Annotated in this window: 21 protein-coding genes; 16 read left to right on the top strand and 5 right to left on the bottom strand. The window is 65.9% G+C overall.

All coding sequences use genetic code 11. The features are described from left to right. The first annotated feature begins 77 nt into the window (after window positions 1–77). The 16 genes from adk to FHW58_RS17120 all read left to right on the top strand — a co-directional run bounded on the left by adk (window position 78) and on the right by FHW58_RS17120 (window position 22094). Window positions 78–734 carry an adenylate kinase gene (gene adk / locus FHW58_RS17195; protein ID WP_179674384.1) on the top strand — a complete coding sequence of 219 codons (657 nt, stop codon included), beginning with the start codon at window positions 78–80 and terminating at the stop codon, window positions 732–734. Window positions 735–862: 128 nt separating this feature from the next. Then, a complete protein-coding gene (locus FHW58_RS17190) occupies window positions 863–3136 on the top strand; it encodes a sodium-translocating pyrophosphatase (RefSeq protein WP_229265382.1) in 2274 nt (757 codons plus the stop codon). Window positions 3137–3205: 69 nt separating this feature from the next. Next, window positions 3206–3652 carry a hypothetical protein gene (locus FHW58_RS17185; protein ID WP_179674383.1) on the top strand — a complete coding sequence of 149 codons (447 nt, stop codon included), beginning with the start codon at window positions 3206–3208 and terminating at the stop codon, window positions 3650–3652. A 222-nt stretch (window positions 3653–3874) separates the two neighbouring features. Continuing rightward, the gene (locus tag FHW58_RS17180; protein ID WP_179674382.1) at window positions 3875–4645 is read left to right on the top strand and encodes a PEPxxWA-CTERM sorting domain-containing protein; all 771 of its coding nucleotides are present in this window, start codon (window positions 3875–3877) and stop codon (window positions 4643–4645) included. A 55-nt stretch (window positions 4646–4700) separates the two neighbouring features. Continuing rightward, the gene (locus FHW58_RS17175) at window positions 4701–5507 is read left to right on the top strand and encodes a sterol desaturase family protein (protein ID WP_179674381.1); all 807 of its coding nucleotides are present in this window, start codon (window positions 4701–4703) and stop codon (window positions 5505–5507) included. A 128-nt stretch (window positions 5508–5635) separates the two neighbouring features. Further along, complete coding sequence (locus tag FHW58_RS17170) at window positions 5636–6394, top strand: 3-hydroxyacyl-CoA dehydrogenase (protein ID WP_179674380.1); 759 nt, start codon at window positions 5636–5638, stop codon at window positions 6392–6394. A 91-nt stretch (window positions 6395–6485) separates the two neighbouring features. Next, entirely contained in the window at window positions 6486–8267 is a 1782-nt protein-coding gene (gene ggt, locus FHW58_RS17165; RefSeq protein ID WP_179674379.1) for a gamma-glutamyltransferase, read from the top strand. A 39-nt stretch (window positions 8268–8306) separates the two neighbouring features. Next, window positions 8307–9482 carry a patatin-like phospholipase family protein gene (locus tag FHW58_RS17160; protein WP_179674378.1) on the top strand — a complete coding sequence of 392 codons (1176 nt, stop codon included), beginning with the start codon at window positions 8307–8309 and terminating at the stop codon, window positions 9480–9482. Between the two features lie 3 nt (window positions 9483–9485). Further along, window positions 9486–14408, top strand: a complete 4923-nt coding sequence (locus FHW58_RS17155; protein WP_179674377.1) for a two-component regulator propeller domain-containing protein — start codon at window positions 9486–9488, stop codon at window positions 14406–14408. A 54-nt stretch (window positions 14409–14462) separates the two neighbouring features. Beyond that, window positions 14463–15176 carry a response regulator gene (locus FHW58_RS17150; RefSeq protein WP_179674376.1) on the top strand — a complete coding sequence of 238 codons (714 nt, stop codon included), beginning with the start codon at window positions 14463–14465 and terminating at the stop codon, window positions 15174–15176. 87 nt (window positions 15177–15263) lie between these two features. Next, complete coding sequence (locus FHW58_RS17145; protein ID WP_179674375.1) at window positions 15264–16928, top strand: AMP-binding protein; 1665 nt, start codon at window positions 15264–15266, stop codon at window positions 16926–16928. Beyond that, window positions 16925–19222, top strand: a complete 2298-nt coding sequence (locus tag FHW58_RS17140) for a bifunctional salicylyl-CoA 5-hydroxylase/oxidoreductase (protein WP_179674374.1) — start codon at window positions 16925–16927, stop codon at window positions 19220–19222. The genes FHW58_RS17145 and FHW58_RS17140 overlap by 4 nt, the downstream gene beginning before the upstream one ends. Next, window positions 19212–19694, top strand: coding sequence for a MarR family winged helix-turn-helix transcriptional regulator (locus tag FHW58_RS17135; RefSeq protein WP_179674373.1), 483 nt, complete (start codon window positions 19212–19214; stop codon window positions 19692–19694). Before FHW58_RS17140 ends, FHW58_RS17135 begins: the two co-directional genes overlap by 11 nt. Further along, a complete protein-coding gene (locus FHW58_RS17130) occupies window positions 19691–20545 on the top strand; it encodes an enoyl-CoA hydratase family protein (RefSeq protein ID WP_179674372.1) in 855 nt (284 codons plus the stop codon). The genes FHW58_RS17135 and FHW58_RS17130 overlap by 4 nt, the downstream gene beginning before the upstream one ends. Beyond that, the gene (locus FHW58_RS17125) at window positions 20545–21705 is read left to right on the top strand and encodes an acyl-CoA dehydrogenase family protein (RefSeq protein WP_179674371.1); all 1161 of its coding nucleotides are present in this window, start codon (window positions 20545–20547) and stop codon (window positions 21703–21705) included. Before FHW58_RS17130 ends, FHW58_RS17125 begins: the two co-directional genes overlap by 1 nt. After that, window positions 21705–22094, top strand: a complete 390-nt coding sequence (locus FHW58_RS17120) for a RidA family protein (protein ID WP_179674370.1) — start codon at window positions 21705–21707, stop codon at window positions 22092–22094. Before FHW58_RS17125 ends, FHW58_RS17120 begins: the two co-directional genes overlap by 1 nt. A 160-nt stretch (window positions 22095–22254) precedes the next feature. Here the strand turns inward: FHW58_RS17120 and FHW58_RS17115 are convergent, their stop codons facing one another. The 5 genes from FHW58_RS17115 to FHW58_RS17095 form a co-directional block, all read right to left on the bottom strand. Further along, window positions 22255–23433 carry an Atrophin-1 multi-domain protein gene (locus FHW58_RS17115; protein ID WP_179674369.1) on the bottom strand — a complete coding sequence of 393 codons (1179 nt, stop codon included), beginning with the start codon at window positions 23431–23433 and terminating at the stop codon, window positions 22255–22257. 724 nt (window positions 23434–24157) lie between these two features. Then, window positions 24158–24418, bottom strand: coding sequence for a hypothetical protein (locus tag FHW58_RS17110; protein ID WP_179674368.1), 261 nt, complete (start codon window positions 24416–24418; stop codon window positions 24158–24160). After that, complete coding sequence (locus FHW58_RS17105; RefSeq protein WP_179674367.1) at window positions 24415–24852, bottom strand: hypothetical protein; 438 nt, start codon at window positions 24850–24852, stop codon at window positions 24415–24417. Before FHW58_RS17105 ends, FHW58_RS17110 begins: the two co-directional genes overlap by 4 nt. Before the next feature lie 112 nt (window positions 24853–24964). Beyond that, window positions 24965–25474 carry a hypothetical protein gene (locus FHW58_RS17100; RefSeq protein ID WP_179674366.1) on the bottom strand — a complete coding sequence of 170 codons (510 nt, stop codon included), beginning with the start codon at window positions 25472–25474 and terminating at the stop codon, window positions 24965–24967. Continuing rightward, the gene (locus tag FHW58_RS17095; RefSeq protein ID WP_179674365.1) at window positions 25467–25685 is read right to left on the bottom strand and encodes a hypothetical protein; all 219 of its coding nucleotides are present in this window, start codon (window positions 25683–25685) and stop codon (window positions 25467–25469) included. Before FHW58_RS17095 ends, FHW58_RS17100 begins: the two co-directional genes overlap by 8 nt. Window positions 25686–25772 lie beyond the last annotated feature (87 nt).

Genomic DNA, 25772 nt, shown 5'->3' with positions numbered 1-25772 from the left:
AACTAAGTTTTGTGGTAAGTTTCGTACGATCCGCTACTGACCAACCCATACCCATATCTGTTTTTTAGGAATTTTTCATGCGTCTCATTCTTTTAGGAGCACCGGGTGCCGGCAAGGGCACCCAGGCTAATTTCATCAAAGAAAAATATAACATCCCGCAAATTTCCACTGGTGATATGCTCCGCGCCGCCATCAAGGCCGGTACCGAACTGGGCATGGCCGCGAAAAAGGTGATGGACGCGGGCGGGTTGGTTTCGGACGACATCATCATCGGCCTGGTCAAGGACCGCCTGGCCCAGCCGGACTGCGCCAATGGCTACCTGTTCGACGGCTTCCCGCGCACCATCGCCCAGGCCGACGCCATGAAGGATGGCGGCGTGGCGGTCGACTACGTGCTGGAAATCGCCGTGCCGGATGAGCAGATCATCGAGCGCATCGACGGTCGCCGCTGCCATCCGGGCTCGGGCCGCGTCTACCACGTCAAGTTCAACCCGCCCAAGGTCGACGGCAAGGACGACGTCACCGGCGAAGACCTGGTGCAGCGCGACGACGACAAGGCCGAGGTGGTCAAGAAGCGCCTGGACGTGTATCACAACCAGACCGAAGTGCTGCTGGGCTACTACAACGACTGGGCACAGTCGGGCCAGGCCGGCGCGCCGAAGTACCGCCGCATCGAGGGCGTGGGCCCGGTCGAGGAAATTCGCGACGCAGCGTTTGCCGCGCTGTCGAAATAAGGCGTAGAGTAGAGCGGACCGATGGTCCGCTTTTTTTTTCGCCCGTGCCATCCCGCATTTTTGAAGTTTTGCAGTTCGCACGTGAAGTGTGGTTTGTAGGCTTACTCAACAAAAATAAAGGGGACAATATGGCAGCCAGCTTATGGTTTGCAGTGGCCTGCGGCATTCTCGCCGTGGTGTACGGACTCTGGTCGCGCAGCTGGATTTTGCGACAGGACGCGGGCAATCCGCGCATGCAGGAAATCGCGCTTGCGATTCAACAAGGCGCCGCCGCCTACCTGGCGCGCCAGTACCGCACCATCGCCATCGTTGGCGTGGTGCTGCTGATACTCCTCGGTGTGTTCCGCGACGTCAATACCGCGATCGGCTTTCTGATCGGCGCGGTGCTGTCCGGCGCCTGCGGCTTCATCGGCATGAATGTGTCGGTGCGCGCCAATGTGCGCACCGCGCAGGCGGCCGCCACCGGCATGAACGAGGCGCTCAACGTCGCCTTCAAGGGCGGCGCCATCACCGGCATGCTGGTGGTGGGGCTGGGCCTGCTGGGCGTGGCCTTGTTCTATCTGTTCCTGGTGGCGGGCGTGGGACCGGGCGCCGACCTGCACCAGATGATCGAGCCGCTGATCGGGCTGGCGTTCGGTGCCTCGCTGATTTCGATTTTCGCGCGGCTGGGCGGCGGCATCTTCACCAAGGGCGCCGACGTTGGCGCCGATCTGGTTGGCAAGGTCGAGGCCGGCATTCCGGAGGACGACCCGCGCAACCCGGCGGTGATTGCCGATAACGTCGGCGACAACGTCGGCGACTGCGCCGGCATGGCCGCCGACCTGTTTGAAACCTATGTGGTGACGCTGATCGCCACCATGCTGCTGGGCGCGCTGCTGATGGGCGCGGCCGGCACCACGGCGGTGGTGTATCCGCTGCTGCTGGGGGCGGTGTCGATCATCGCCTCCATCATCGGCTGCTCGATGGTCCGGGCCAGGCCGGGCAAGAAGATCATGTCGGCACTGTACACCGGGCTGTGGTGGGCGGCCGGGCTGTCGCTGATCGGTTTCGTGGTAGTGACCTGGCAGCTGTGGCCGGACCAGGCGATGCGCATGAGGATGATCGGCTGCACCGTGGTCGGCATCGTGCTGACCGGGCTGATGGTCTACATCACCGAGTACTATACCGGCACCGATTTCGCGCCGGTCAAGCACATCGCCGAGGCGTCGACCACCGGCCACGGCACCAACATCATTGCCGGACTGGGCGTGTCGATGAAGTCGACCGCGTTTCCGGTGCTGGCGGTGTGCGCGGCCATCCTGGTGTCCTACCAGCTGGGCCAGCTGTACGGCGTGGCGATCGCGGCCACGGCCATGCTGTCGATGGCCGGCATCGTGGTGGCGCTGGACGCCTACGGTCCCATCACCGACAACGCCGGCGGCATCGCCGAAATGTCCGGCATGCCGGATGCGGTGCGGGCCATCACCGATCCGCTGGACGCGGTCGGCAACACCACCAAGGCGGTCACCAAGGGCTATGCGATCGGCTCGGCCGGGCTGGCGGCGCTGGTGCTGTTTGCCGACTACACGCACGCGCTGGAGTCGGCCGGGCGCTCGGTCACGTTTGATTTGTCGAATCCGATGGTCATCGTCGGCCTGATCATTGGCGGCCTGGTGCCGTATCTGTTCGGCGCCATGGCGATGGAGGCGGTGGGGCGCGCGGCCGGCGCCGTGGTGGTCGAGGTGCGCCGCCAGTTCCGCGACATCCCGGGCATCATGGAGGGCACCGGCAAGCCGGAGTACGACAAGGCGGTTGACATGCTGACCGCCTCGGCCATCAAGGAAATGATCGTGCCGTCGCTGTTGCCGGTGGTGGTGCCGATCCTGGTCGGCATGCTGCTGGGCTCGGCCGCGCTGGGCGGCATGCTGATGGGCACCATCATCACCGGGCTGTTCGTGGCGATTTCGATGACCACCGGCGGCGGCGCCTGGGACAACGCCAAGAAATACATCGAGGACGGCCATTACGGCGGCAAGGGCTCGGACGCGCACAAGGCGGCCGTGACCGGCGACACCGTCGGCGACCCGTACAAGGACACCGCCGGGCCGGCCGTCAATCCGCTGATCAAGATCATCAACATCGTCGCGCTGCTGCTGGTGCCGCTGCTGCCGGCGTCCGGCTGGCTGGCGGTCTCGGCGCCGGCGCCGATGACCGCGCCGGCCCTGGCGCCACCGCCGCCGGCGCCACCGGCGACTCCGCTGACGGCGCCGGGCGCGGCGGACATGCCGCCAGCCCTCGACGGCGGACCGGGCCATCCGCCCGCTGACGGGCCGATGCCTGCGGCGCCGGCGCAAGGTGGTGCCAGCCCCGGCCATCCTCCATCCCCGCCGCCGGGCGAAACGCCGTCGCCTTCACCGAGGTAAGTTACCAATTGTTTCCGTGGCTTCCCTCCAATCGTGCATCTGCTAATAATGGAGGCAGGAGGGAAGACCATGAGCCTCATCAAACCTGCCGCGCTGACGGCCGCATTTCTGATTGGCATGCTGGTGTGCGAAGTGGCCTGGGCCGACGAGACCGAGGTGGCGGACGACTACGCCAAATTGCCCATCTGTACCCTGAACGCCGACGGCACCAGGCTGGCCGTCGAGCCCTGCCGCACGGCGCCGGCGCGCAAGCCCATGCCGCGCCGTCCGGTGCCGCAAATCATCGACCCCATGCCGACAGTGGCGCGTCCGCAACAGCCGGCCATGCCGCCGGTAACGCCATCGCCGCCGCTGCCAAGCCTGACCTCGCCGCCCCGTGCGCCGGTGCCGGTGACCGGCTGCGACACCGCCGGCTGCTACGGCGCCAATGGCGTGCGCTATAATAACGTCGGCAAGGGCGTCATCACACCCTCGGGCAAAACCTGCACCCGCGCAGGCGGCGCCATTCAATGTTAAGCAAAATGTGTCATAAAGCAATTTTAATTGTTTTTGAGATATTTTGATCTTTTCAGCTTTTCTTCTGATAGAATAGCTGTAATGCAATTCAAGTTGATGCGCTTCAATGAAAGCGCTTCCAACGACGCGGCTGACACCACGGTGGCCGCCTCATCGTCCGGCCCAGAAATCGCCGGCAGTTACCCCATACTATCTGTCATCAATTTACTGGAGCCTGCGTCCATGCGCATCAAAACTGTCCTGCTGTCCCTGTCCGCCATCGCTGCCCTGAGCGCGAGCGTCGCCAACGCCGCCTCGACCAATCTGATCCAGAACGGCGATTTCAGCCAGACCACCAACGGCAACAACAACCAGGTGGGCCACACCGCCGGCGTCTCCGGTGAAACCATGCTGAACGGCTGGACCAGCTACGACGGCAACAACGGCGGTTACAACTTCGTGCTCAACAGCAATCAAGTCACCACCACCGCCTCGCGCATCTGGCTGCAGAGCTTTACCGCCCAGTCGAACGGCGGCAACTTCTTCGCCTCGGATTCGCAATGGCATCCGGGCGTACTGTCGCAGACCATCAACGGGCTGACCGTGGGCAGCAAGTACACGCTGACCTTCGACTACGCGCTGGGCCAGCAAACCGGCTTCACCGGCGGCAATACCGACTACTGGCAAGTGCTGTTCGGCCAATCGGCCTCGGCGCACAACCTGGAACACGGCCTGACCCCGGCCAACACGGCGGTGCAAAACAGCGACGCGCTGACCATCGCCCAGGGCGGCTTCAGCGGCTGGCACACCGCCAGCATGACCTTCACCGCGCAGGACGCCAGCCAGGTGCTGTCGTTCTTCGCCAAGGGTGCGGAAGGCGCGCCACCGTTCCTGCTGCTGGACAATGTGTCGATGACCGCCGCCGTGCCTGAGCCATCGACCTGGGGCATGCTGCTGGGCGGCATGGGCCTGGTGGGCTTCATGGCCCGCCGCCGCGCCGCCAAGCGCGCCTGATCCGTTCGCATTCGTCGCCACCGGCGCATCCTGACAGGTGCGCCGCTTGACCTTCATGCACCTCTCCCTGCACGAATTCGCGCTTGCCGTCCTGCGTCTCAGCCTGTGGCTGATGGTGCTGACGATCATCTTCGTGCCGCTGGAACGCTGGTTCGGCGTCCGGCACGCGCCGCGTCCGCGCCGCGAACTTGTCCACGACCTGGTCTACTACGTCATCAGCAGCCTGATGCCGGTTTTCGTGCTCAGCGTGATCACCGCGCTGCTGGCGGTGGCGGCCCGGCGCCTGGTGCCGGACGCGCTGATCGCCGCGCTGCAAACGCTGCCGCAGTGGGCGCGGCTGGCGCTGGCCTTCCTGGTCGCCGAGACCGGCTTCTACTGGGGGCACCGCCTGAGCCATGAACTGCCGTGGCTGTGGCGCTTCCACGCGCTGCATCACCGCACCGAGCAGATGGGCTTCCTGGCCAATACCCGTACCCATCCGGTGGACATGGTGGTGACGCGGTTGTTCGGCCTGGTGCCGTTGTATTTGCTGGGGCTGGCCAGTCCCAGTGTGGCCGGCAGCGGGGCGCCGGTGGTGTTGCTGGTGGTGGGGACGCTGTGGGGCTTTTTCATCCACGCCAACCTGCGCTGGCGGCTGGGTCCGCTGGAATGGCTGGTGTCGACGCCGGCGTTCCACCACTGGCACCATACGCGGCACGACCACATTGACCGCAACTACGCCTCCACCTTGCCGTTTCTCGACCGCGTGTTTGGCAGCCACTATTTGCCGAAGCACTGGCCGGCGGAATACGGCACCGACACGCCGCACGCCGTCACCATCAGCGGCCAGTTGCTCGATCCGCTGCTCCCGGCAAAAAAATAACCCCCAACCGAAGGGGTCTGACCCCGTACGGGGTCAGACCCCGGCCGCAGCGCTGTGCGGGTTGCCCGGCTCCAAATACGCTACAATGGTTACGTTTACGTAAACGTCAAATAAAACCAGGAGACCCCATGCAAATCAACGACAGCGTATTCATCATCACCGGCGGCGCCTCCGGCCTGGGCGCGGCCACGGCGCGCATGCTGGCCGCGCACGGCGGCAAAGTCGTGCTGGCCGACCTGCAGGCCGACGCCGGCCACACCCTGGCCGCCGAACTCAACGGCACCTTCCTTCGCTGCGACGTCACCTCCGAAACCGACGGCAAGGCCGTGGTCGACGCCGCGCTGGCCCAGGGCACGCTGCGCGGCCTCATCAACTGCGCCGGCATCGCCCCGGCCGCCAAAACGGTCGGCAAGGACGGCCCGCACCCGCTCGACCTGTTCCAGCGCGTGATCGCCATCAACTTGGTCGGCACCTTCAACATGGCCCGCCTGGCCGCCGACGCCATGAGCAAGAACGCGCCGCTCGACACCGGCGAACGCGGCGTCATCATCAACACCGCCTCGGTGGCCGCCTTCGACGGCCAGATCGGCCAGGCCGCCTACGCCTCGTCCAAGGCCGCCGTCGCCGGCCTGACGCTGCCGATGGCGCGCGACCTGTCGCGCAACGGCATCCGCGTGATGACCATCGCCCCCGGCATCTTCGAAACGCCGATGTTGATGGGCATGCCGCAAGAAGTGCAAGACGCGCTCGGCGCCATGGTGCCGTTCCCGCCGCGCCTCGGCAAGCCGGACGAATACGCCTCGCTGGCCAAGGCCATCATCGAGAACCCGATGCTCAACGGCGAAACCATCCGCCTCGACGGCGCCATCCGCATGCAGCCGAAGTAGTACACAACTAAAACGATCTAAACGATTTCGTGTACGATTCAAGGTGATAGCGCGCGCGGCGCCAGCCGCGCGCTTTCATTTTGGAGAGTCCATGAAGCAGATGAAGATCCTGGCGCTGAGCCTCGCATTGATGGGTGCCCTGCAGGCGCCCGCCCACGCCCAGAAGGCGACCACGCCCGACGCGGCGCCGGAAATCGCCACCGGCTACGCCGCCAAGGTCGGCAAATCCTCGCAACAATTCATGGTGGCCGCCGCCAACCCGCTGGCCACGCAGGCCGGCTACCAGATCCTGAAGCAGGGCGGCACGGCGATCGACGCCGCCATCGCCGTGCAAGTGGTGCTGACGCTGGTGGAGCCGCAATCGTCCGGCATCGGCGGCGGCTCGTTCCTGATGTACTCCGACGGCAAGTGCGTGCAATCCTACGATGGCCGCGAAACCGCGCCCGCCAGCGCGGACGAGCATCTGTTCCAGGACAAGGACGGCAAGCCGCTGTCGCGCGCGCAGGGCATCGTCGGCGGCCGCTCGGTCGGCGCGCCGGGCGTGCTGCGCATGCTGGAGCTGGCGCACAAGCAGCACGGCAAGCTGGCGTGGAAGACGCTGTTCCAGCCGGCTATCCAGCTGGCGGAAAACGGCTTTGCCGTCAGCCCGCGCCTGAACGCGCTGATCTCCAACGACAAATACCTGGCGCGCGACCCGGTGGCGCGCGCCTATTTCTATGATGCCGACGGCAAGCCGCGCGCGGTTGGCTACATCCTGAAGAACCCCGAGCTGGCGCGCACGCTGCGCGAAATCGCCGATGGCGGCGCGGACGCCTTCTACAAGGGCCGCATCGCGCAGGACATCGCCGCCAAGGTGGCCGCGCATCCCACCAATCCGGGCAAGCTGACCGCCGCCGACATCGCCGGCTACCAGGCCAAGGAGCGCGCGCCGGTCTGCAGCGACTACAAGCAGTGGACCGTGTGTGGCGCGCCGCCGCCATCGTCCGGCGGCATCGCCATCGCGCAGATGCTGGGCATCCTGGAGTTCAAGGACATCAGTCCGTACAAGCCGGTCAACGGCCAGCTGACCGCGCAGGGCATCCACCTGTTCACCGAAGCGGGCCGCCTGGCCTTCGCCGACCGTAACCGCTACCTCGCCGACACCGACTTCATTCCGCTGCCCGGCAACGGCATCAGCGCCATGCTGGACAAGGGCTACCTGAAGCAGCGCGCGTCGCTGATCGGCGAGCAGTCGATGGGCACCGCGCCGTATGGCACGCCGGCCACCATGCAGGTCGCGTGGGGCACCGACAACGCGATCCAGACGCCATCCACCTCGCATTTCGTGGCGGTGGACAAGTTCGGCAATGCGCTGTCCATGACCACGTCGGTCGAAGACGCCTTCGGCGCGCGCCAGATGGTCGATGGCTTCATGTTGAACAACCAGCTGACCGATTTCTCGTTCGACTCGCAGGACGCCGACGGCCCGATCGCCAACCGCGTCCAGGCGGGCAAGCGCCCGCGCAGCGCCATGTCGCCGACGCTGGTGTTCGAGAAGGGCACGCACAAGCTGGTGCTGGCCACTGGCTCGCCGGGCGGTTCGGCCATCATCAACTATGTGGCCAAGGTGCTGGTGGGGACGCTGGACTGGGGCCTGGACGTGCAGCAGGCCATCGGCCTGCCCAACATCGGCAGCCGCAATGGTCCGACCGAACTGGAGGCGGGACGCGTCAGCCGCGCCGTGGTGGCGGAGCTGAAGGCGCGCGGCCATGATATCCGCGAATATGACCAGAACTCCGGCCTGCAAGGCATCCAGCGCCGCACCGTCAACGGCAAGCAGGAATGGTTCGGCGGCGCCGACCCGCGCCGCGAAGGCGTGGTGCTGGGCGACTGATCGCTATGAAAACCGCGTAGACCCTGCTAATCTTGCAAGATGGGACTACAAAAGAAAACTGGCTTGATCCTCACCGGCGGCGGTGCGCGGGCCGCCTACCAGGTCGGCGTGCTGCAGGCGATTTCGGAGATTCTGTGGGAGGAGGGCTGGCCGCCGGCCCGCAATCCGTTCGACATCATCTGCGGCACCTCGGCCGGCGCGATCAACGCCACGGCCTTGGCTTGTCGCGCCGATAACTTCGGCGAGGGCGTACAAAAGCTGCTGGACGTCTGGCAGCACATCGAAGTGGAGCAGGTGTACCGCGCCGATTCGCTGGGCGTGATCCGCTCCGGCGCGCGCTGGCTGTCGCTGTTGTCCTTCGGCTGGCTGCTGCGCAAATGGCGCGCCGCGCCGCCGGCCTCCCTGCTGGACAACACGCCGCTGGTCGGCCTGCTGCACCGCATGCTCGATCTGCCGCGCCTCGACAGTGTGCTGTCCGAAGGCCTGCTGCACGCGCTGGCCGTCACCGCCTCGTCCTACAGCGCCGGCAACCACCTGACGTTTTACCAGACCGCGGCCGACATTGCGCCGTGGATCCGCATGCAGCGCGTGGCGCTGCAGGACCAGATCGGCGTCGAGCACCTGCTGGCGTCATCGGCAATTCCGTTCATCTTCCCGGCCACGCCGCTGTACATGGGCGGCCACCGCGAGTACTGCGGCGATGGCTCGATGCGCCAGTTGGCGCCGATTTCCCCGGCCATCCACCTCGGCGCCAGCAAGGTGCTGGTGGTGGGCGCCGGCCGCCTGACCGAACCGGCGCGCAGCGCCGCCGAAAAAAACGCCGCCCGCTCTCCGAGCCTGGCGCAGATCGCCGGCCACGCGCTGTCGTCGATCTTCCTCGACGGCCTGGCGGTGGACATCGAGCGGCTGGAGCGCATCAACAAGACGCTGTCGATGCTGCCGCCGGAGCTGCTGGAGAAGACGCCGCTCAAGCCGGTGCGACTGCTGGTGATCGCGCCGTCCGAGCGGCTGGACGATATCGCCAGCCGCCACATCGCCAGCCTGCCGGCGCCGATCCGCACCATGCTCTCGGGCATAGGCGCGACCGAGGCGCGCGGCGCCGCGCTGGCGTCCTACCTGTTGTTTGAATCGACCTACACCTGCGAGTTGATCCGCCTCGGCCAGCGCGACACCTTCGCCCGCAAGAGCGACGTGCTGGCCTTCTTTGAATCCTGATGCATGCCGAATCCTGAACGCCTTTGCCGCTGGCTGCTGCTGCCGGTCCTGATGCTGTGGTGGGCCACGGCATGGGCCGGCGCGCCGCCGCGCAGCCTGCGCTTCGAGCAGCTCAGCGTCGAACACGGGCTGGCGCAGGAAACCGTGCTGGCCATCGCCCAGGACCGGCAAGGCTTCATCTGGCTCGGCACCCAGGCCGGCCTGACACGCTTCGACGGCTACCGCACCGTGACCTACAAGAGCGCCGTCGCCGATGCGCGCAGCCTGGTGGACAACTGGGTGCGGGTGCTGCACCTCGACCCCGCCGGCCAGCTCTGGGTGGGCACCGACGGCGGGCTGGATCGCTATGACTCTGCCACCCGTACCTTCACCCATTTTCTGCCACGCGAGTCGGCGCAGCGCGGCAACGGCAACCGCCACGTGCGCGCCATTGCAGACGACGGCCAGGGCGGCCTGTGGGTGGCCAGCGCCGACGGCCTGCATCACTTCGACCCGGCCAGCGGGCGCTTCACCAGTTGGCACCACGATCCGTCCGACGCCGGCAGCCTGTCCAACGACCACGTGACGGCACTGGCGCGCGACGCGGCGGGCCGCCTGTGGGTGGGCACCGCCTCCGGCCTGGACATGCTGCCGCCCGGCGCCACCCGCTTCCAGCACTACAGCATCGACGCCAGCGGCGACAGCAAATTCAATTCGGTGACGGCGCTACAGGTGGACAGCGCGCAGACGCTGTGGGTCGGCACCCAGGGCGGGCTGGAACAATGGCGCCTGTTGGCCGCCGACCCGCAGCGCCGCCGGCTTGGCCCGCGCGAGGGCGTGCATGCGGGCGTCAGCATCACGGCGCTGTACCAGGACGGCGAGTCGACGCTGTGGGCCGGTTCGCTGGCCGATGGCCTGTTCCGCTGGATGCCGGCGGAGGAGCGCATGGTGCCGTATCGCCATCAGGTGGGCGATCCGCACAGCGTGGCCGACAACCAGATTTCGGCGCTGTTCCGCGACCGCGTCGGCACGCTGTGGGTGGGCACGTGGAACGATGGCGTCAGCCGGGTCGACATGGGCAGCGGCGGTTTCGCGCGCATCGTGCGCCAGGTGGAGCAGGCCAACTCGCTGTCCGACAACAAGGTGCGCGCCATCCTGTCGGACGGCCGCGGCAAGCTGTGGCTGGGCAGCAGCGGCGGTCTCAATCTGTACGATCCGGTGACCGGCGAGAGCAAGGTGTGGCGCCACGATCCGCTGCGCGCCAACACCATCAGCGACGACCAGGTGACGGCGCTGTGGCGCGAGAAGAACGGCAACCTGTGGCTGGGCGGGCCGGCCGGCCTGAATCACCTCAACCTGGCCACCGGCGCGGTGCGCGCCGTGTCCTTCGTGCGCGGCGACCCCGCCAGCGACACCATCCGCAACATCGTGCAGGACCGCGCCGGCATCCTGTGGATCGCCTCGCGCGGCGGCCTGCACCGGCTAGACCCGCAGACCATGGACGTGCGCACCTACCGCCACGATCCGGCCGACAGCAACAGCCTGTCGGACAACGTGGTGCGGCCGATCCTGGAGGATCGCAAGGGCCAGCTGTGGGTCGGCACCTTCAACGGCCTGGATCTGCTGGACCGCAAGAGCGGCACCTTCCGCCACTTCCGCCGCGATCCGGCTGATCCGCGCAGCCTCAGTCACGACGAGGTGCACTACCTGTACGAAGACGCGCGCGGCACCATCTGGGTCGGCACGGCGGCGGGCCTGAACCGCATGGAGCAGATGGCCGACGGCGCCGTGCGCTTCCGCCGCTACCTGCGCCAGGACGGCATCGCCGACGACGCCATCGCCTCCATCCTGCCGGACGATGCCGGCAACCTGTGGATGAGCACCAACAGCGGCCTGTCGCGCCTCAACGTGGAAACGGGGCTGGTGCGCAACTACAGCGGCGCTGACGGCACCATCGAGGGCGCCTATTTCGACGGCGCCGCGCTGCGCACACCGGACGGCACGCTGTACTTCGGTGGCTTTAACGGTATCACCGCCTTCTCGCCGACCGACGTGCGCGAAAACAGCGTGGCGCCCACGGTGGCAATCACCGACTTCCAAATCTTTAACAAGTCGGTCAAGCCGGGGCAGGGCGAACATCCCGACGTGCTGAAGACCGCCATTGAACACACCAGCGCCCTGACGCTGCCGGAATCCGACTCGGTGTTTTCGCTGGAGTTCGCGGCGCTGCACTACGCGGCGCCGCAGCGCAACCGCTTCGCCTACCAGTTGCAGGGCTTTGACCAGGACTGGGTGGTGACCGACTCCACCAAGCGCTTTGCCACCTACACCAACCTCGATCCCGGCAAATACCTGTTCCGCGTGAAGGCCGCCAACAAGGACGGCATCTGGAACGATAACGCCGCCACGCTGGAGATCACTATCCAACCGCCATTCTGGAAAACCTGGTGGTTCCGCACGCTGATGGTGTGGGTGGCGATGGGCGCCGCCTATGCGGCCTACCACGCGCGCGTGCGCAGCCTGCGCCACCAGCAGCTGCGGCTGGAGCATCTGGTCGGATCGCGCACGGCGGAGGTGGAATACAAGAACCACCAACTGCAACAGCAGAAGCACGAACTGGAACGGCGCCGCCTGGAAGCCGAGGCGCAGCGCGCCGAGGCCGAGCAGCGCCGCATCGACACCGAGCGCCAGAAAGAGGAAGTGGAGCAGGCCCACCGCAACATCTCGGTGCTGAGTGAGCTGGGACGCGAGATGAGCGCCTCGCTGGACATGGAAACCACCATGCAGACGCTGTACCGCCACGTGCACCACCTGATGCACGCGCCGATCTTCGGCATCGGCTTCGTGCGCGAGGCCGACGGCGTGATCGACTTCCCGTTCGCCATCGAGGGCGGCGTGCGCACCCATCCCTACCAGCGCCGGCTGGACCAGCCCAACCAGCTGGCCGTGTGGTGCATCAGCCAGCGCAAGCCGATCCTGATCAACGACTTCCAGAACGAGTACCGCGACTACATGGACGAATCCGGCCTGGCCACGCTGACGCCCTGCGTGCGCGAGGACGGTGTGCCGGCGGCGCCGGCGCATTCGCTGATGTACGCGCCGCTGATCGTCGGCGACAAGGTGGTGGGCCTGCTCAGCGTGCAGAGCACGGAGCGCAACGCCTACCAGCGCGTCCACATGGACATGTTGCAGACGCTGGCCGCGCACGCCGCCGTCGGCCTGGAAAACGCGCGCGCCTACCAGCAGCTGGAAGAGACGCTGCAAACCCTGCGCCACACGCGCGACCAATTGCTGGCGCAGGAGCGCCAGGTGCGGCTGCACACCGAGGAGCTGGCGCTGGCCAACCGCGCCTTGCAGGACAACGAGGAGCGGCTGCGCTACGCCAAGCAGAAGGCGGAAGACGCCACCCGCCAGAAGTCCGAGTTCCTGGCCAATATGAGCCACGAGATGCGCACGCCGCTGGCCGGCGTGATCGGCATGCTGGGCTTCGCGCTGCGCGACGCCTCGCTGGCGCCGGGCACGCGCGAGCAGATCCTGCGCGGCCAGGCCAATGCGCAGTCGCTGCTGTCCATCATCAACGACCTGCTGGATTTCTCCAAGATCGAGGCGGGCAAGCTGACCATCGAGAACATCGACTTCTCGCTGTCGGCGGCGGTGGAAAACGTGGTCAGCCTGTTCGAGGAGCAGGCGGCCGCGCACAGCGTCGGCTTCCGCCTGGAGTTTGCCGACGACCTGCCGCAATTCGTGGTGGGCGACCCCACGCGCCTGCGCCAGGTGCTGGTCAACCTGGTGGGCAACGCCTTCAAGTTCACGCAGCAGGGCATGGTGACCATGCGCGTGGAGCGGGTGCCCGACGATGGCGCCGACAACCGCATCCGCTTCAGCGTGTCCGATACCGGCATCGGCATCGAGGCCGACGCCATCCCGCGCCTGTTCCAGCAGTTCGAGCAGGCCGACGCCTCCACCACGCGCCGCTACGGCGGCACCGGCCTGGGGCTGGCGATCTGCCGCCAGCTGGTGGAGCTGATGGGCGGCAGCATCAATGCCGTCAGCACGCCGGGGCAGGGCAGCACCTTCCTGTTCGAGCTGCCGCTGCCGAACGGCGTGGCGCCGCCGGTGGTGCCGCACGTGCCGCGCGAGCCGCACAGCCACCAGCTCAAGGTGCTGTGCGCGGAAGACTTCCCCACCAACCAGATCATCATCCGCATGATGCTGGAAGACCTGGGCCACAAGGTGGACATCGCCGCCAACGGCGCGCTGGCCGTCAAGGCCTGCTCGCTGACGCGCTATGACCTGATCCTGATGGACGGCCGCATGCCGGAAATGGACGGCGCCAGCGCCACGCGCCTGATCCGCTCCGGCGGCCCGGATGGCGCGCCGGTGCGCGACCAGGAACTGATGATCATCGCGCTGACCGCCAACGCCAGCGAGGAGGACCGCAGCCGCTACCTGGCCGCCGGCATGGACGACTTCCTCACCAAGCCGATCGACGAGGACAAGCTGCACTTCCAGCTCAGTCGCGCGATCGAACGCCAGCTGCAGCGCGGCTTCCAGCTGCCGCGCATGCAGCCGCGCGTCTCCCCGGCGGCCGGCACGCCGGAACTGGACGCCATGTTCGGCGTGGCGCCGGCGTCGCTGGAGACGTCGCGCCTGGCGCAGCACAGCGGCGGCGCTAGCGATCTGAAAGCCCGCCTGCGCAGTGTTTTCAGCCAGGATGCGCCGCTGCGGCTGGCGGATCTGGAACAGGCGGTGGCGGAGCGCGACAGCGACACCGCCAGTCGTCTGCTGCACGGCATGAAGGGCAGCGCCGGTTACCTGGAAGAGCAGGAGCTGCAGGCGCTGTGCGGCGATCTGGAAGGCGAGGCGGATCACGGCAACTGGGCGCAGCTGGAAGCGGCCATGCCGCATTTGCGGCGCCTGCTGGCGCGCGCGGCCGGCGCACAGTAAGTTGCAAGAAATGCTTATTGATATAATATCGGTACAAACGACACGAGGAGCCACATGAAAGTTCTGGTAGTGGACGATGATGTCGTCTCACGCATGGTGCTGATGCACCTGATCGATAGCTGCGGCAAGTTCGATATCGTCGAAGCCGAGGATGGCGCCGACGCCTGGCAGCAGCTGGAGGACGGCCTGCGGCCGGCCATCTGCTTCTGCGACCTGCGCATGCCACGCCTGTCCGGCATCGAGCTGCTGCAACGGGTGAAGGCGCATGCGGAACTGGACAACATGCCGTTTGTGCTGGTGACGTCGGCCAACGACAAGGAAACCGTGCTGGAAGCCACCAAGGCCGGCGCCGCCGGCTACATCGTCAAGCCATTCCAGGCGGAGCAGGTGCGGGTGCACCTGGCGGGCTTTCTCGACCAGGCGGCCAGCGGCTCCGAGCACCAGGCCGAAGCGCCCGCGGACACCCAGCGCCGCCTCGGCATCAACGCCGAACGTCTGCTGGTGTACCTGACCGGCTTCCAGAACCAGCTGACCGCCGCCGCCGCCGATCTGGACGCGGCGCTGGCCAAGGGCGACCAGCAGGACGCGCAGGTGCGCATCGACCGCCTGCACGCCGGCTGCGTCACGCTCGGCCTGCACGGCGCCGCCGCCGCGCTGAAAAGCTTTGCGCCGCAGCGCCTGTCCAACGACGAAGTGCAGGCCGTGCTGGCGGACGTGGCGCGCGCGGTCGGCCACCAGGCCGGCCTGGTGCGCCAGAGCGGCGGCTGACCAAGAATCGCTTGATGTTGATATAGTTTAAGCTTAAAGTATCTGGGTTGCAGTGGATACCTGTCGACTTCCAACTTCAAGGCGATCATGAATCAACCTCTCGCAGCCAGTGCCCACACCGACCATTTCGCCCGCGAGCACCTGCCGCCGCGCGACCAGTGGCCGGAATTCCGCTTCGACCTCCCCGAACTGCAATACCCCGCACGCCTCAATTGCGTGGCCCTGCTGCTCGACCATGGCGCCCAGGCGCATCCCGACCGCATCGCCATCCGCGGCGCGCGCCAGGCATGGACGTACGCCCAACTTCGGCAGCAGGTGGACCGCATCGCCCACGTGCTACGCGGCCCGATGCGGCTGGAGCCGGGCAACCGCGTGCTGCTGCGCGGCGCCAACTGCCCGCTGATGGCGGCCTGCATTCTGGCGGTGCTGAAGGCGGGGCTGATCGCTGTGCCCACCATGCCGCTGCTGCGCGCGCGCGAGCTGGGCGCCATCGCCGGCAAGGCGCAGATCAACGCCGTGCTGTGCGCCGACGGCCTGCGCGCGGAACTGGAAGCGGCGGAACTGCCGGCCGCCGCCCGCGCACGCACGCTGTGGTTCGGCGGCACCGGCGAGAACGCGTGCCCCGAGGCGGCCCCCGAGGCGGCCGCGGTCCCCGGCTCGCTGGAAGCGCTGATGGCCGCGCAGCCGTCGCACTTCGACGCCGTTGACACAGCGGCCGACGACGTCTGCCTGATCAGCTTCACCTCCGGCACCACCGGCATCCCCAAGGGCACGATGCACTTTCATCGCGATGTGATGGCGATCTGCGACTGCTTCCCGCGCTCGGTACTGCAGTCCCAGTCCAATGACATCTTCATCGGCACGCCGCCGCTGGCCTTCACGTTTGGGCTGGGCGGCCTGCTGCTGTTCCCGCTGCGCGTGGGCGCCACGGCAGTGCTGCTGGAAAAGCTGACGCCCGAGACTCTGCTAAAAGCGATAGAGACGTACCACGCCACGATATGCTTTACTGCACCGACCTTTTATCGGCAGATGGCCGCGCTGGCGGACAAATTTGACCTCGCCAGCCTGCGCAAAAGCGTGTCGGCCGGCGAAGCGCTGCCGCTGGCCACGCGCGAAAGCTGGCGCCAGGCCACGGGACTGATCATGATCGACGGCATAGGCGCGACGGAACTGCTGCACATCTTTATCGCGGCTGCCGGCGACTGCGTGCGGCCCGGCGCCACCGGCAAGCCGGTGCCGGGCTACCAGGCCTGCATCCTCGACCCGCACGGCAAGCCGGTGGGGCCGGGCGTGATTGGCCGGCTGGCCGTCAAGGGCCCGACCGGCTGCCGCTACCTGGCCGACGAGCGGCAGAACGACTACGTGCTGGACGGCTGGAACCTGACCGGGGACGCCTACGAGATGGATGCCGACGGCTACTTTTACTACCGCTCGCGCACCGACGACATGATCATCTCGGCCGGCTACAACATCGCCGGGCCGGAAGTGGAAGACGCGCTGCTGCGCCATCCCGCCGTGGCGGAGTGCGGCGTGATCGGCAAGGCCGACGAGGAACGCGGACAGATCGTGGAAGCGCACGTGGTGCTGCGCGCCGGCCACGAAGCCTCGCCGCAACTGGCGGCGCAGTTGCAGGAATTCGTAAAAGAGCAGATCGCGCCGTACAAGTATCCGCGCGCGATCCGCTTTCTCAAGGCCTTGCCGCGCACCGAAACCGGCAAGCTGCAACGTTTCAAATTACGCGATCACCCATGAAGATACTGTGCATAGGCGGCGGCCCGGCGGGCCTGTATTTTGCGCTGCTGATGAAAAAGCAGAATCCGGATCACCAGATCACGGTGGTGGAGCGCAACCGTCCCTACGACACCTTTGGCTGGGGCGTGGTGTTTTCCGACCAGACGCTGGGCAACCTGATGGAAGCCGACGCGCCGACCGCGCACGCCATCGAGGCCTCGTTCAACCATTGGGATGACATCGACGTCTTCTACAAGGGCGAGAAAGTCACCTCCGGCGGCCATGGCTTTTGCGGCATCGGCCGCAAGCACCTGCTCAATATCTTGCAGCACCGCTGCGAAGAACTGGGCGTGTCGCTGGTGTTTGAAACCGAGGTGGCCGACGAGCGGCAGTACGACGCGGACCTGATCATCGCCTCCGATGGCCTGAACAGCCGCATCCGCGCACGCCATGCGGACAGCTACCAGCCACAGATCGAGCAGCGTCATTGCCGCTTCGTGTGGCTGGGCACCCGCAAGAAGTTCGACGCCTTCACCTTCGCGTTCAAACAGACGGAGCACGGCTGGTTCCAGGCCCACATCTACCAGTACGACGCCGATACCTCCACCTTCATCGTCGAAACGCCGGAAACGGTGTGGCGCGCGGCCGGGCTAGAAGCCATGAGCCAGGAAGAATCTATCGCCTACTGCGAACGCCTGTTTGCCGACCAACTGGAGGGCCACAAGCTGATGTCCAACGCCGCCCACCTGCGCGGATCGGCCATGTGGATCAAGTTCCCCCGCATCGTCTGCGGCCGCTGGGTACACTGGAACGGCGCCACGCCGGTGGTGCTGATGGGCGACGCCGCGCACACCGCGCATTACTCCATCGGCTCCGGCACCAAGCTGGCGCTGGAAGACGCCATCGAACTGGCGCGCTGCTTCGCCAGCCGGCCGGACATGGCGTCGGCGCTGGCCACGTACGAGGAAGCGCGCGCGGTGGAAGTGCTCAAGCTGCAAAACGCCGCGCGCAACTCGATGGAGTGGTTCGAAAACGTCGACCGCTACAGCGCCATGGAGGCGCCGCAGTTTGCCTACTCCATGCTGACGCGCAGCCAGCGCCTGTCGCACGAAAATCTGCGCCTGCGCGACGCCGCCTACGTGGCGGACTACGAACGCTGGTTCGCCGCCCGCGCCGCCCAAGCCGTACAAGCCACACCAGCCGATTCAGCCGCGCAGCCAGCGCCGCCGATGTTCACGCCATACAAAGTGCGTGGCCTGACACTGAAAAACCGCATCCTCGTCTCGCCGATGGCGCAATACAGCGCGGTGGACGGCGTGGTCGGCGACTACCACCTCGCGCATCTCGGCGCCCGCGCGTTGGGCGGCGCCGCGCTGGTGATCGCGGAGATGACCTGCGTCTCCGCCGACGCCCGCATTACGCCCTACTGTCCCGGCCTGTACGCGCCAGAACACACGCAAGCCTGGAAGCGCATCGTCGATTTCGTCCACGCCAACAGCGACGCCGCCATCGGCGTACAGCTCGGCCACGCCGGCGCCAAGGGCTCCACGCGCGCCATGTGGGACGGCATCGACCAGCCGCTCGACAAGGACAACTGGCCGCTGGTCTCCGCCTCGCCGCAACAATACCTGCAAGGCATATCGCAAACCGCGCGCGAAATGACCGCCGCCGACATGGACCGCATCCAGGCCGACTTCGTGCGCGCCACGCTGGCCGCCGAAGAAGCGGGCTTCGACTGGCTGGAACTGCACTGCGCGCACGGCTACCTGCTGTCCTCCTTCATCTCGCCGCTGACCAATCAGCGCGGCGACGACTACGGCGGCAGTCTTGAAAACCGCTGCCGCTATCCGCTGCGCGTGTTCGCCGCCATGCGCGCCGTGTGGCCAGCCCACAAGCCGATGAGCGTACGCATCTCGGCGCACGACTGGGTGGAAGGCGGCATCACGCCGGACGACGCGGTGCGCATCGCGCGCCTGTTCAAGGCGGCTGAAGCCGACATGATCGACTGCTCCTCGGGGCAAGTCAGCAAACAGGAAAAGCCGGTGTACGGCCGCATGTTCCAGACCCCATTCGCGGACCGCATCCGCAACGAGGCCGGCATCGGCGCCATCGCCGTGGGATCGATCTACGAGGCCGACCACGCCAACAGCATCATCGCCGCCGGCCGCGCCGACTTGTGCGCGGTGGGCCGGCCGCACCTGGCCAACCCGGCATGGACGCTGGCGCAGGCGGCCAGCATCGGCTACAAGCATATCGCCTGGCCCAGGCAATACCTGGCCGGCAAACATCAACTGGAAAGAAATCATGGAAGATGAAGAACAGCTGGATCTGGCCAGCCGCCTGACGCAGGACCACCACCAGTCGCTCAAGCTGTGGCTGCGCATGTTGTCATGCACCGTCAAGATCGAGAACGAGATCCGCAGCCGCCTGCGCTCCACCTTCAACATCACGCTGCCGCGCTTCGACCTGATGGCGCAGCTGGAGCGCTTTCCGCAAGGGCTGCGCATGGGGGAACTGTCCAAGCGCATGATGGTCACCGGCGGCAATGTCACCGGCATCACCGACCAGCTGGAGCAGGAAAAGCTGGTGGTGCGCGTGCCCGACCCCAAGGACGGCCGCGCCTACAGCGTCAAGCTCACGCCGGCCGGCCGCAAGGCCTTCGCCACCATGGCGGCGGTGCACGAAGGCTGGATCGCAGAACTGCTGCAGGACGTCTCCGCCGCCGACAAGGGACAACTGATCGAACTGCTGTCCGACATGAAGCAGAAACTGAGGACCGAACCATGAAGTACCTACCCGGCGAACCGCAACAACTGCCCGGCAACCGCGCGTCGCTGGCTGGCTATCGGGCCAGCCACTTCCTGTTTGAGGTCAGCGGCGGCGTCGCCACGCTCACGCTGAACCGCCCGGAACGCAAAAACCCGCTGACATTTGAATCGTACGCCGAGCTGCGCGACCTGTTCCGCGCGCTGGCCTACGCCGACGACGTCAAGGCCGTGGTGCTGACCGGCGCCGGCGACAACTTCTGCTCCGGCGGCGACGTGCATGACATCATTGGTCCGCTTACCCGCCTCGATATGCCCGGCATGCTGGCCTTCACCCGCATGACCGGCGACCTGGTGAAAGCCATGCGCCACTGCCCGCAGCCGATCATCGCCGCGGTGGACGGCGTGTGCGCCGGCGCCGGCGCCATCCTCGCGCTGGCATCGGATATCCGTCTCGGCACGGCGCGCAGCAAGACCGCCTTCCTGTTCACGCGCGTGGGCCTGGCCGGCGCCGACATGGGCGCCTGCTCGCTGCTGCCGCGCGTGATCGGCCAGGGCAGGGCTGCGGAACTGTTGTACACCGGGCGTTCGATGGGCGGCGCGGAGGCCGAGCGCTGGGGCTTCTTCAACAGCCTGCAGGAACCGGAAGCGCTGCTGGACGCCGCGCGCGATTTCGCGCAAGGCCTGGCCAGCGGCCCCACCTTCGCCCACGGCATGACCAAGAAAATGCTGCAGCAGGAGTGGAACATGGGCGTGGACGAAGCCATCGAGGCGGAGGCGCAGGCACAGGCCATCTGCATGGCCACCAACGACTTCCACCGCGCGTATCACGCCTTCGTGGCCAGGCAAAAACCGCAATTCGAGGGCGACTGATGAGCGACAAAAACTACCTGGCGTGGCCGTTCTTCGCGCCGCGCCACGCCGCGCTGGAACAGGCGCTGGACGCATGGGCCGCGCAACACGTGGCCGGCGCGCACACGGACGATGTGGACGCGGCCTGCCGCCAGCTGGTGCGCCAGCTCGGCGAAGGCGGCTGGCTGCGCCACGCCATCGGCGGTGTGGCTTACGGCGGCACCGGCGACAGCATCGACACGCGCGCCATTTGCCTGATCCGCGAAACGCTGGCGCGCCACAACGGCCTTGCCGACTTCGCGTTCGCCATGCAGGGCCTGGGCTCCGGCGCTATTTCGCTGTTTGGCAGCGAGGCCAATCGCGCCGCCTACCTGCCGCGCGTGGCGCGCGGCGACGCGATCGCGGCGTTTGCGCTGTCCGAACCGCAGGCCGGTTCCGACGTCGCCGCCATGCAATGCCAGGCCACGCGCGATGGCGAGCACTATGTGCTGAACGGCGAGAAGACCTGGATCTCCAACGGCGGCATCGCCGATTTCTACGTGGTGTTTGCGCGCACCGGCGAACAGCCCGGCGCACGCGGCATCAGCGCCTTCATCGTCGACGCCGACACGCCGGGGCTGACCATCGCCGAGCGCATCAACGTCATCGCCCCGCATCCGCTGGCGCGCCTGCGCTTCAGCGACTGCCGCGTCCCGGTCGGCCAGCGGCTGGGCGAGGCGGGGCAGGGCTTCAAGGTGGCGATGGCGACGCTGGACGTATTCCGCACCTCGGTGGCGGCCGCCGCGCTGGGTTTCGCGCGCCGCGCGCTGGACGAAGCGCTGCAGCGCGCCACGCAGCGGCAGATGTTCGGCCAGGTGCTGGCCGACTTCCAACTGACGCAGGCCAAGCTGGCCGACATGGCGACCGGCATCGACACCTCGGCGCTGCTGACCTACCGCGCCGCGTGGCAGCGCGACCAGGGCGGCAAGGTCACCAAAGAAGCGGCGATGGCCAAGCTGCACGCCACCGAAACCGCGCAGCAGGTGATCGACGCCGCGCTGCAAATGTTCGGCGGCCTCGGCGTGGTCAGCGGGCAGGTGGTGGAAAACCTGTACCGCGAAATCCGCGCGCTGCGCATCTACGAAGGCGCGAGCGAGGTGCAGCAACTGATCATCGCGCGCGAACTGCTGAAGGAGGGATGATGGAGATCCTGCAACCGCCAGGCTGGGCGCGTCCGCGCGGCTACTCGAACGGCGTGGCCGCCAGCGGCCGCATGGTGTGCGTCAGCGGCATGATCGGCTGGGACCCGCAGGGCGTGTTCCACACCGACGATTTCGCCGGCCAGGTGCGGCAGGCGCTGCTCAACATCGTCGCCGTGCTGAAGGAGGCTGACGCCCGGCCCGAGCACATCGTCCGCATGACATGGTATGTGGTCGACAAAAACGAATACGTGGCGGCGTACAAGGAAATCGGCCGCCACTACCGCGAAATCATCGGCGCGCACTACCCGGCGATGACAGCGGTGCAGGTGGCGGCGCTGGTGGAAGACCACGCCAAGGTGGAGATTGAAGTGACGGCGATGGTGCCGTAAAACGCGAATACCGTTCAGTTAAGCGTGTCGTTCCGGCGCAGGCCGGAACCCATAGAACGTTTGCATGTGACCCATGCGACGTATGGATTCCGCCCTGCGCCGGAAGGACAACGCCAACGCCCACTGCACGGCGTTCCCGTAAGACGCGTGCCGCACCAGCTTAATCGGCGCTCAGTACGCCGCGCACGCTGGAAGGCATGTTGACGCCGCTCTCGGCAATCAGCACCACGCTGACGGCGCCGTTTTCCGTGCCCGGCCAGGTGAAGCTGGCGCCGGTGTCATTTTGCAGGAAGCCGCTGTCGAAAGCGACGCTCGGGCCGGTTTTCACCTGCAGCCGGATGCGCGCGCCCCCGCTCGCCACCGACTTGAAACGCATCTTCCGGCCGGCGACCGGTTTCCCCCAGTTGACTTTGCTCAGGGTGGTGTAATTGGTCTGGCTGATGCGGGTTTTGGTATCGGGGAACACAATCGCCTGTTCCCAGGTGCGGAAGGCGCCCGGTCCGGTGACGCTGGTGCCGGTATGAACCCAGCGGCCGCGCATCGACAACAGGGGGTCATCATCGTCGGCGGGCAGCGAAGCGTTGTTGCCGTTGACCCAGCCCTCGGCGCCGACCACCTGGCGCAGCGCAGCGCGGATCAGCTCCAGCTCGTCCACCACGCTGGTATCCCATCCATTCGGCATCAGTGAGAAGCCCGAACCGTTTTCCACATAGATGCTGTAGGCGGTGTCGTAGTTGCTGTCGACCACATAAGCGCCGTAGACCTTGAGCGTGTTGGCAACCTTGCGCAAGTCGGGGTTCTTGATCCGGCTGAGATCAAACGAAGCCGGCAGCATCATGCGCGCCCCCAGTGGCAGGGCGCCGGTAAAGCTGGCTGCGCCAGTGTCCGCGGTGGTGGCCGGGTAGACATAGCTTGGGGCGCTGATGCCGTTCGCCAGGCTGTGGGTCGGCAGCGACATCGCCAGCGCATGCTTGTAATAGGGGGCGCCATCGTTGACTTCGTGACGTCGGATCAGGCCGCCGGAGGACGGCACGCCGGACGCGCGGGCGCCCTGGCTCCAATGCGCGGCATCACCCCAGCCGCGGCCGTCAATCCGGCTCCAGCCATACATGGACGCGGTCCACCGTCCGTTCGTGTTACGCAGCTTATAGAACGAATGGATGATGCCGGTGCTGGTGTCGATGATGTCGGCGTGGCCATCACTGCCGCTGGCTGGCATCACGCGCGATGGCCAATGGGGCAAGGTGATGTCCCGCTGGCCACCGGTGTCGGGATCGTTCACGCCGTTCAGGCCGGCGGTGCCGTACACGGTGATCGGCGGATCGTCGCTGTCGGTCATGAAGACAGCCAAAGAAGTCCGACCTTCGCCCACGAACGGGATCCAGGTCGGGTTGTAAAGTGGTTTTTTGATCTGGTAGGTGCCTAGGGTGGGCCGCACTGGGCGGACATTCCATGGCGAGTTGGCGTTGAACAACTGGTAGTAGGTGCTAAACCCGGTGCGCGATGCAAAATTGGTTTGGGCTTGGACCGCTGATGTGGATGCGAGGAAGGGGAGGGAAAGACTTGATGCGATTAGTAAGCGTTGCCATCGAGATAGGGGAGTTTTCATTAATACAGTCCTTTGGTTGGGAACGGGCTGTAGCCGAATTAGTGAAAGGAGGAAAGGAAACGAGTTGCGGGCTCAATTCTATGATAATAGTCGGCATTTGTGAAATTTCTTTTTTAAAAGTTCACAATTTCAACTTAAGTTTCCTGGTGGAAGTGCCAATGGAATGGCCGCAAAAATGCGGCGCAGCAGCAGATTTGGCTGTGGCGGGAAGAGTGAAGGGGTGTTTTGTAGAGAGAGAGAGGGGGAGTGGTCCCCCCGACTGGAATCGGTGTCGCTGTAGAATCAAGTACTTATAGGAGTCTGTCGTAATTTTGTCGTAACGCAGCAGAAGATTTTGCGATGACAAAGTGTCGATCTGTATGGATAGGCAGAGATCCTGGCGACATTGTAGCAAATAAAAAAAGCGCTCCAGTCGAGCGCTTTTTTATTGTGGCGGCGTCGGAGTGGAACCGAATCAGTTCCGCTCCTGGTGGCTGTTTGTCCATGCGATCACCTCCATTGCTTTGTACAGCGGTTGTGCGCGGCCTGTTTTCGTGGGCAGGCGGATCGCCTTGGGGAAACTCGGCAGGCATGCCATGCGCTCACGTACGACCTGGGGATCGCGCTTCAGGTATGCGGCGATCGAGGCTATGTCCCACAGATCGATCGAGAGCGGAATTGCCGGCGGTGCGCTCAGCTTTTCCAGAATCTTCGACAGGATTTCGTCGGTGCTCATTTCTTCTCCTTCAATGCACGGATCGCCGCCGGCACACGTTTGATGATGTTGTCCCACACGCTGTCACGTACCCACTCGCGGCCGGTGCGGTCCTGCCGCTCAGCCTCGATCGCGGCTTCCTCCAACACTGAATTACGCGCTGCGGTTGTTTCCGCGAGTTCAGCGCGCAACTGCTTGATCTGTTCAATCAGTGCCGCTACGGTGCTAGGTTGCGCGAGCCGGAGAAATTTCAGCACCCGCAGATCGTCCACATACTCGCCAGTGTAGGTCGATGCGTCGACTGTGCCGATCTCGCTAAAATCGCCGTCCTCGTTTCGCCGGCCAAAGTAGTGAGTGCCGGTGTCCGGGTCGCGGCGACGATTTGGCCAGCTCCAGCCGCGGCAGGCAAGCGCCGCAGCATGTAGACGTTGAAATTCTTCATCGAGTTGGGTCATTGTGCCTGCCTCCTGGTAGAAATGAAGTCGACCGAAATCCAGTCGAGAAGCCAGCGGAGCCGATTTAGGTCATTCATCCGGTGGCCATGCTGGCGCCGTCTTTTGCGCATGCTCATGCCGCACATCCTTTCTGAGTTGCGGCGAGAGCACTGTCGATTGCACGGTCAAGATCAGCGCCGTACAGCGCCTGGTCGAACTTGCCTTCGGTCGTTGCGCCGGCACCCTCCAGCGCGTGCCATACCTCCAGCGGGAGCATGCCGGGCGTGTCGCGCAGGTAACCATACCGGCGCGCGGCGGCAGCATCCACCTGAAGCGCGGCGACCTTAGCGCGCTCTTCCGCCAGCATCGCCGCCAGCGTCTCGCTGTCTTTGATCTCGCGCTTCAGGCGCTGCAGGGGTGTCTCGCCTTCCTTGAGGTAAGGCGCGAACGCCATCGCTATACCGACGTCGGCGCCGGTCACCGCCAGTTTGAAGAACGCGGTGGCGTTGTCGACGGTGCCCATCACCTGCGGCCGCTGGCCGTCCAGCAGCCCCAGCTGACGGACGAAGAAGCCGCAGCTACGCAGCGTGCGGATCAGCATGTCGTCGGTGCTGGTGCTGCTTGCTTCGATTTGCTCACTCATGGGATTGCTCCAATATGGTTATTTCGCAAGGCCGCACTGGATCGCTGCTGCCCTTGAGGTAGACGACCATTTCGTCGTCTCCGTCGTGCCAGCAGAAGCCGGCGATAAATTTTTTGACGCCGCCGTGCAGCACCGGGCGGCACAGTTGCTTGGCGCGGTGGATGCGCATGTTGTGCATGTCGGCGTCGTCGCGCGGGTGGGGCTTGCTCATCACGGCCACCAGTTCAGCAGCACCAGGACGATGAAGATTCCGACGCTGAGCAGCAGTTCGGATCCGCTTGGCGGTGGCTCGCGCTTC

Source organism: Duganella sp. 1224 (assembly GCF_013408245.1).
Classification (GTDB): Bacteria; Pseudomonadota; Gammaproteobacteria; order Burkholderiales; family Burkholderiaceae_D; genus Rugamonas.
Note: the sequence above shows the minus strand (reverse complement) of the source record. Positions and strands in the feature narration are given on the sequence as shown.

Coding starts and splice junctions, on each gene's coding strand:
- adk (WP_179674384.1), top strand. CDS start 78: ATGCGTCTCATTCTTTTAGGAGCACCGGGTGCCGGCAAGGGCACCCAG.
- FHW58_RS17190 (WP_229265382.1), top strand. CDS start 863: ATGGCAGCCAGCTTATGGTTTGCAGTGGCCTGCGGCATTCTCGCCGTG.
- FHW58_RS17185 (WP_179674383.1), top strand. CDS start 3,206: ATGAGCCTCATCAAACCTGCCGCGCTGACGGCCGCATTTCTGATTGGC.
- FHW58_RS17180 (WP_179674382.1), top strand. CDS start 3,875: ATGCGCATCAAAACTGTCCTGCTGTCCCTGTCCGCCATCGCTGCCCTG.
- FHW58_RS17175 (WP_179674381.1), top strand. CDS start 4,701: ATGCACCTCTCCCTGCACGAATTCGCGCTTGCCGTCCTGCGTCTCAGC.
- FHW58_RS17170 (WP_179674380.1), top strand. CDS start 5,636: ATGCAAATCAACGACAGCGTATTCATCATCACCGGCGGCGCCTCCGGC.
- ggt (WP_179674379.1), top strand. CDS start 6,486: ATGAAGCAGATGAAGATCCTGGCGCTGAGCCTCGCATTGATGGGTGCC.
- FHW58_RS17160 (WP_179674378.1), top strand. CDS start 8,307: ATGGGACTACAAAAGAAAACTGGCTTGATCCTCACCGGCGGCGGTGCG.
- FHW58_RS17155 (WP_179674377.1), top strand. CDS start 9,486: ATGCCGAATCCTGAACGCCTTTGCCGCTGGCTGCTGCTGCCGGTCCTG.
- FHW58_RS17150 (WP_179674376.1), top strand. CDS start 14,463: ATGAAAGTTCTGGTAGTGGACGATGATGTCGTCTCACGCATGGTGCTG.
- FHW58_RS17145 (WP_179674375.1), top strand. CDS start 15,264: ATGAATCAACCTCTCGCAGCCAGTGCCCACACCGACCATTTCGCCCGC.
- FHW58_RS17140 (WP_179674374.1), top strand. CDS start 16,925: ATGAAGATACTGTGCATAGGCGGCGGCCCGGCGGGCCTGTATTTTGCG.
- FHW58_RS17135 (WP_179674373.1), top strand. CDS start 19,212: ATGGAAGATGAAGAACAGCTGGATCTGGCCAGCCGCCTGACGCAGGAC.
- FHW58_RS17130 (WP_179674372.1), top strand. CDS start 19,691: ATGAAGTACCTACCCGGCGAACCGCAACAACTGCCCGGCAACCGCGCG.
- FHW58_RS17125 (WP_179674371.1), top strand. CDS start 20,545: ATGAGCGACAAAAACTACCTGGCGTGGCCGTTCTTCGCGCCGCGCCAC.
- FHW58_RS17120 (WP_179674370.1), top strand. CDS start 21,705: ATGGAGATCCTGCAACCGCCAGGCTGGGCGCGTCCGCGCGGCTACTCG.
- FHW58_RS17115 (WP_179674369.1), bottom strand. CDS start 23,433: ATGACCGACAGCGACGATCCGCCGATCACCGTGTACGGCACCGCCGGC.
- FHW58_RS17110 (WP_179674368.1), bottom strand. CDS start 24,418: ATGAGCACCGACGAAATCCTGTCGAAGATTCTGGAAAAGCTGAGCGCA.
- FHW58_RS17105 (WP_179674367.1), bottom strand. CDS start 24,852: ATGACCCAACTCGATGAAGAATTTCAACGTCTACATGCTGCGGCGCTT.
- FHW58_RS17100 (WP_179674366.1), bottom strand. CDS start 25,474: ATGAGTGAGCAAATCGAAGCAAGCAGCACCAGCACCGACGACATGCTG.
- FHW58_RS17095 (WP_179674365.1), bottom strand. CDS start 25,685: ATGAGCAAGCCCCACCCGCGCGACGACGCCGACATGCACAACATGCGC.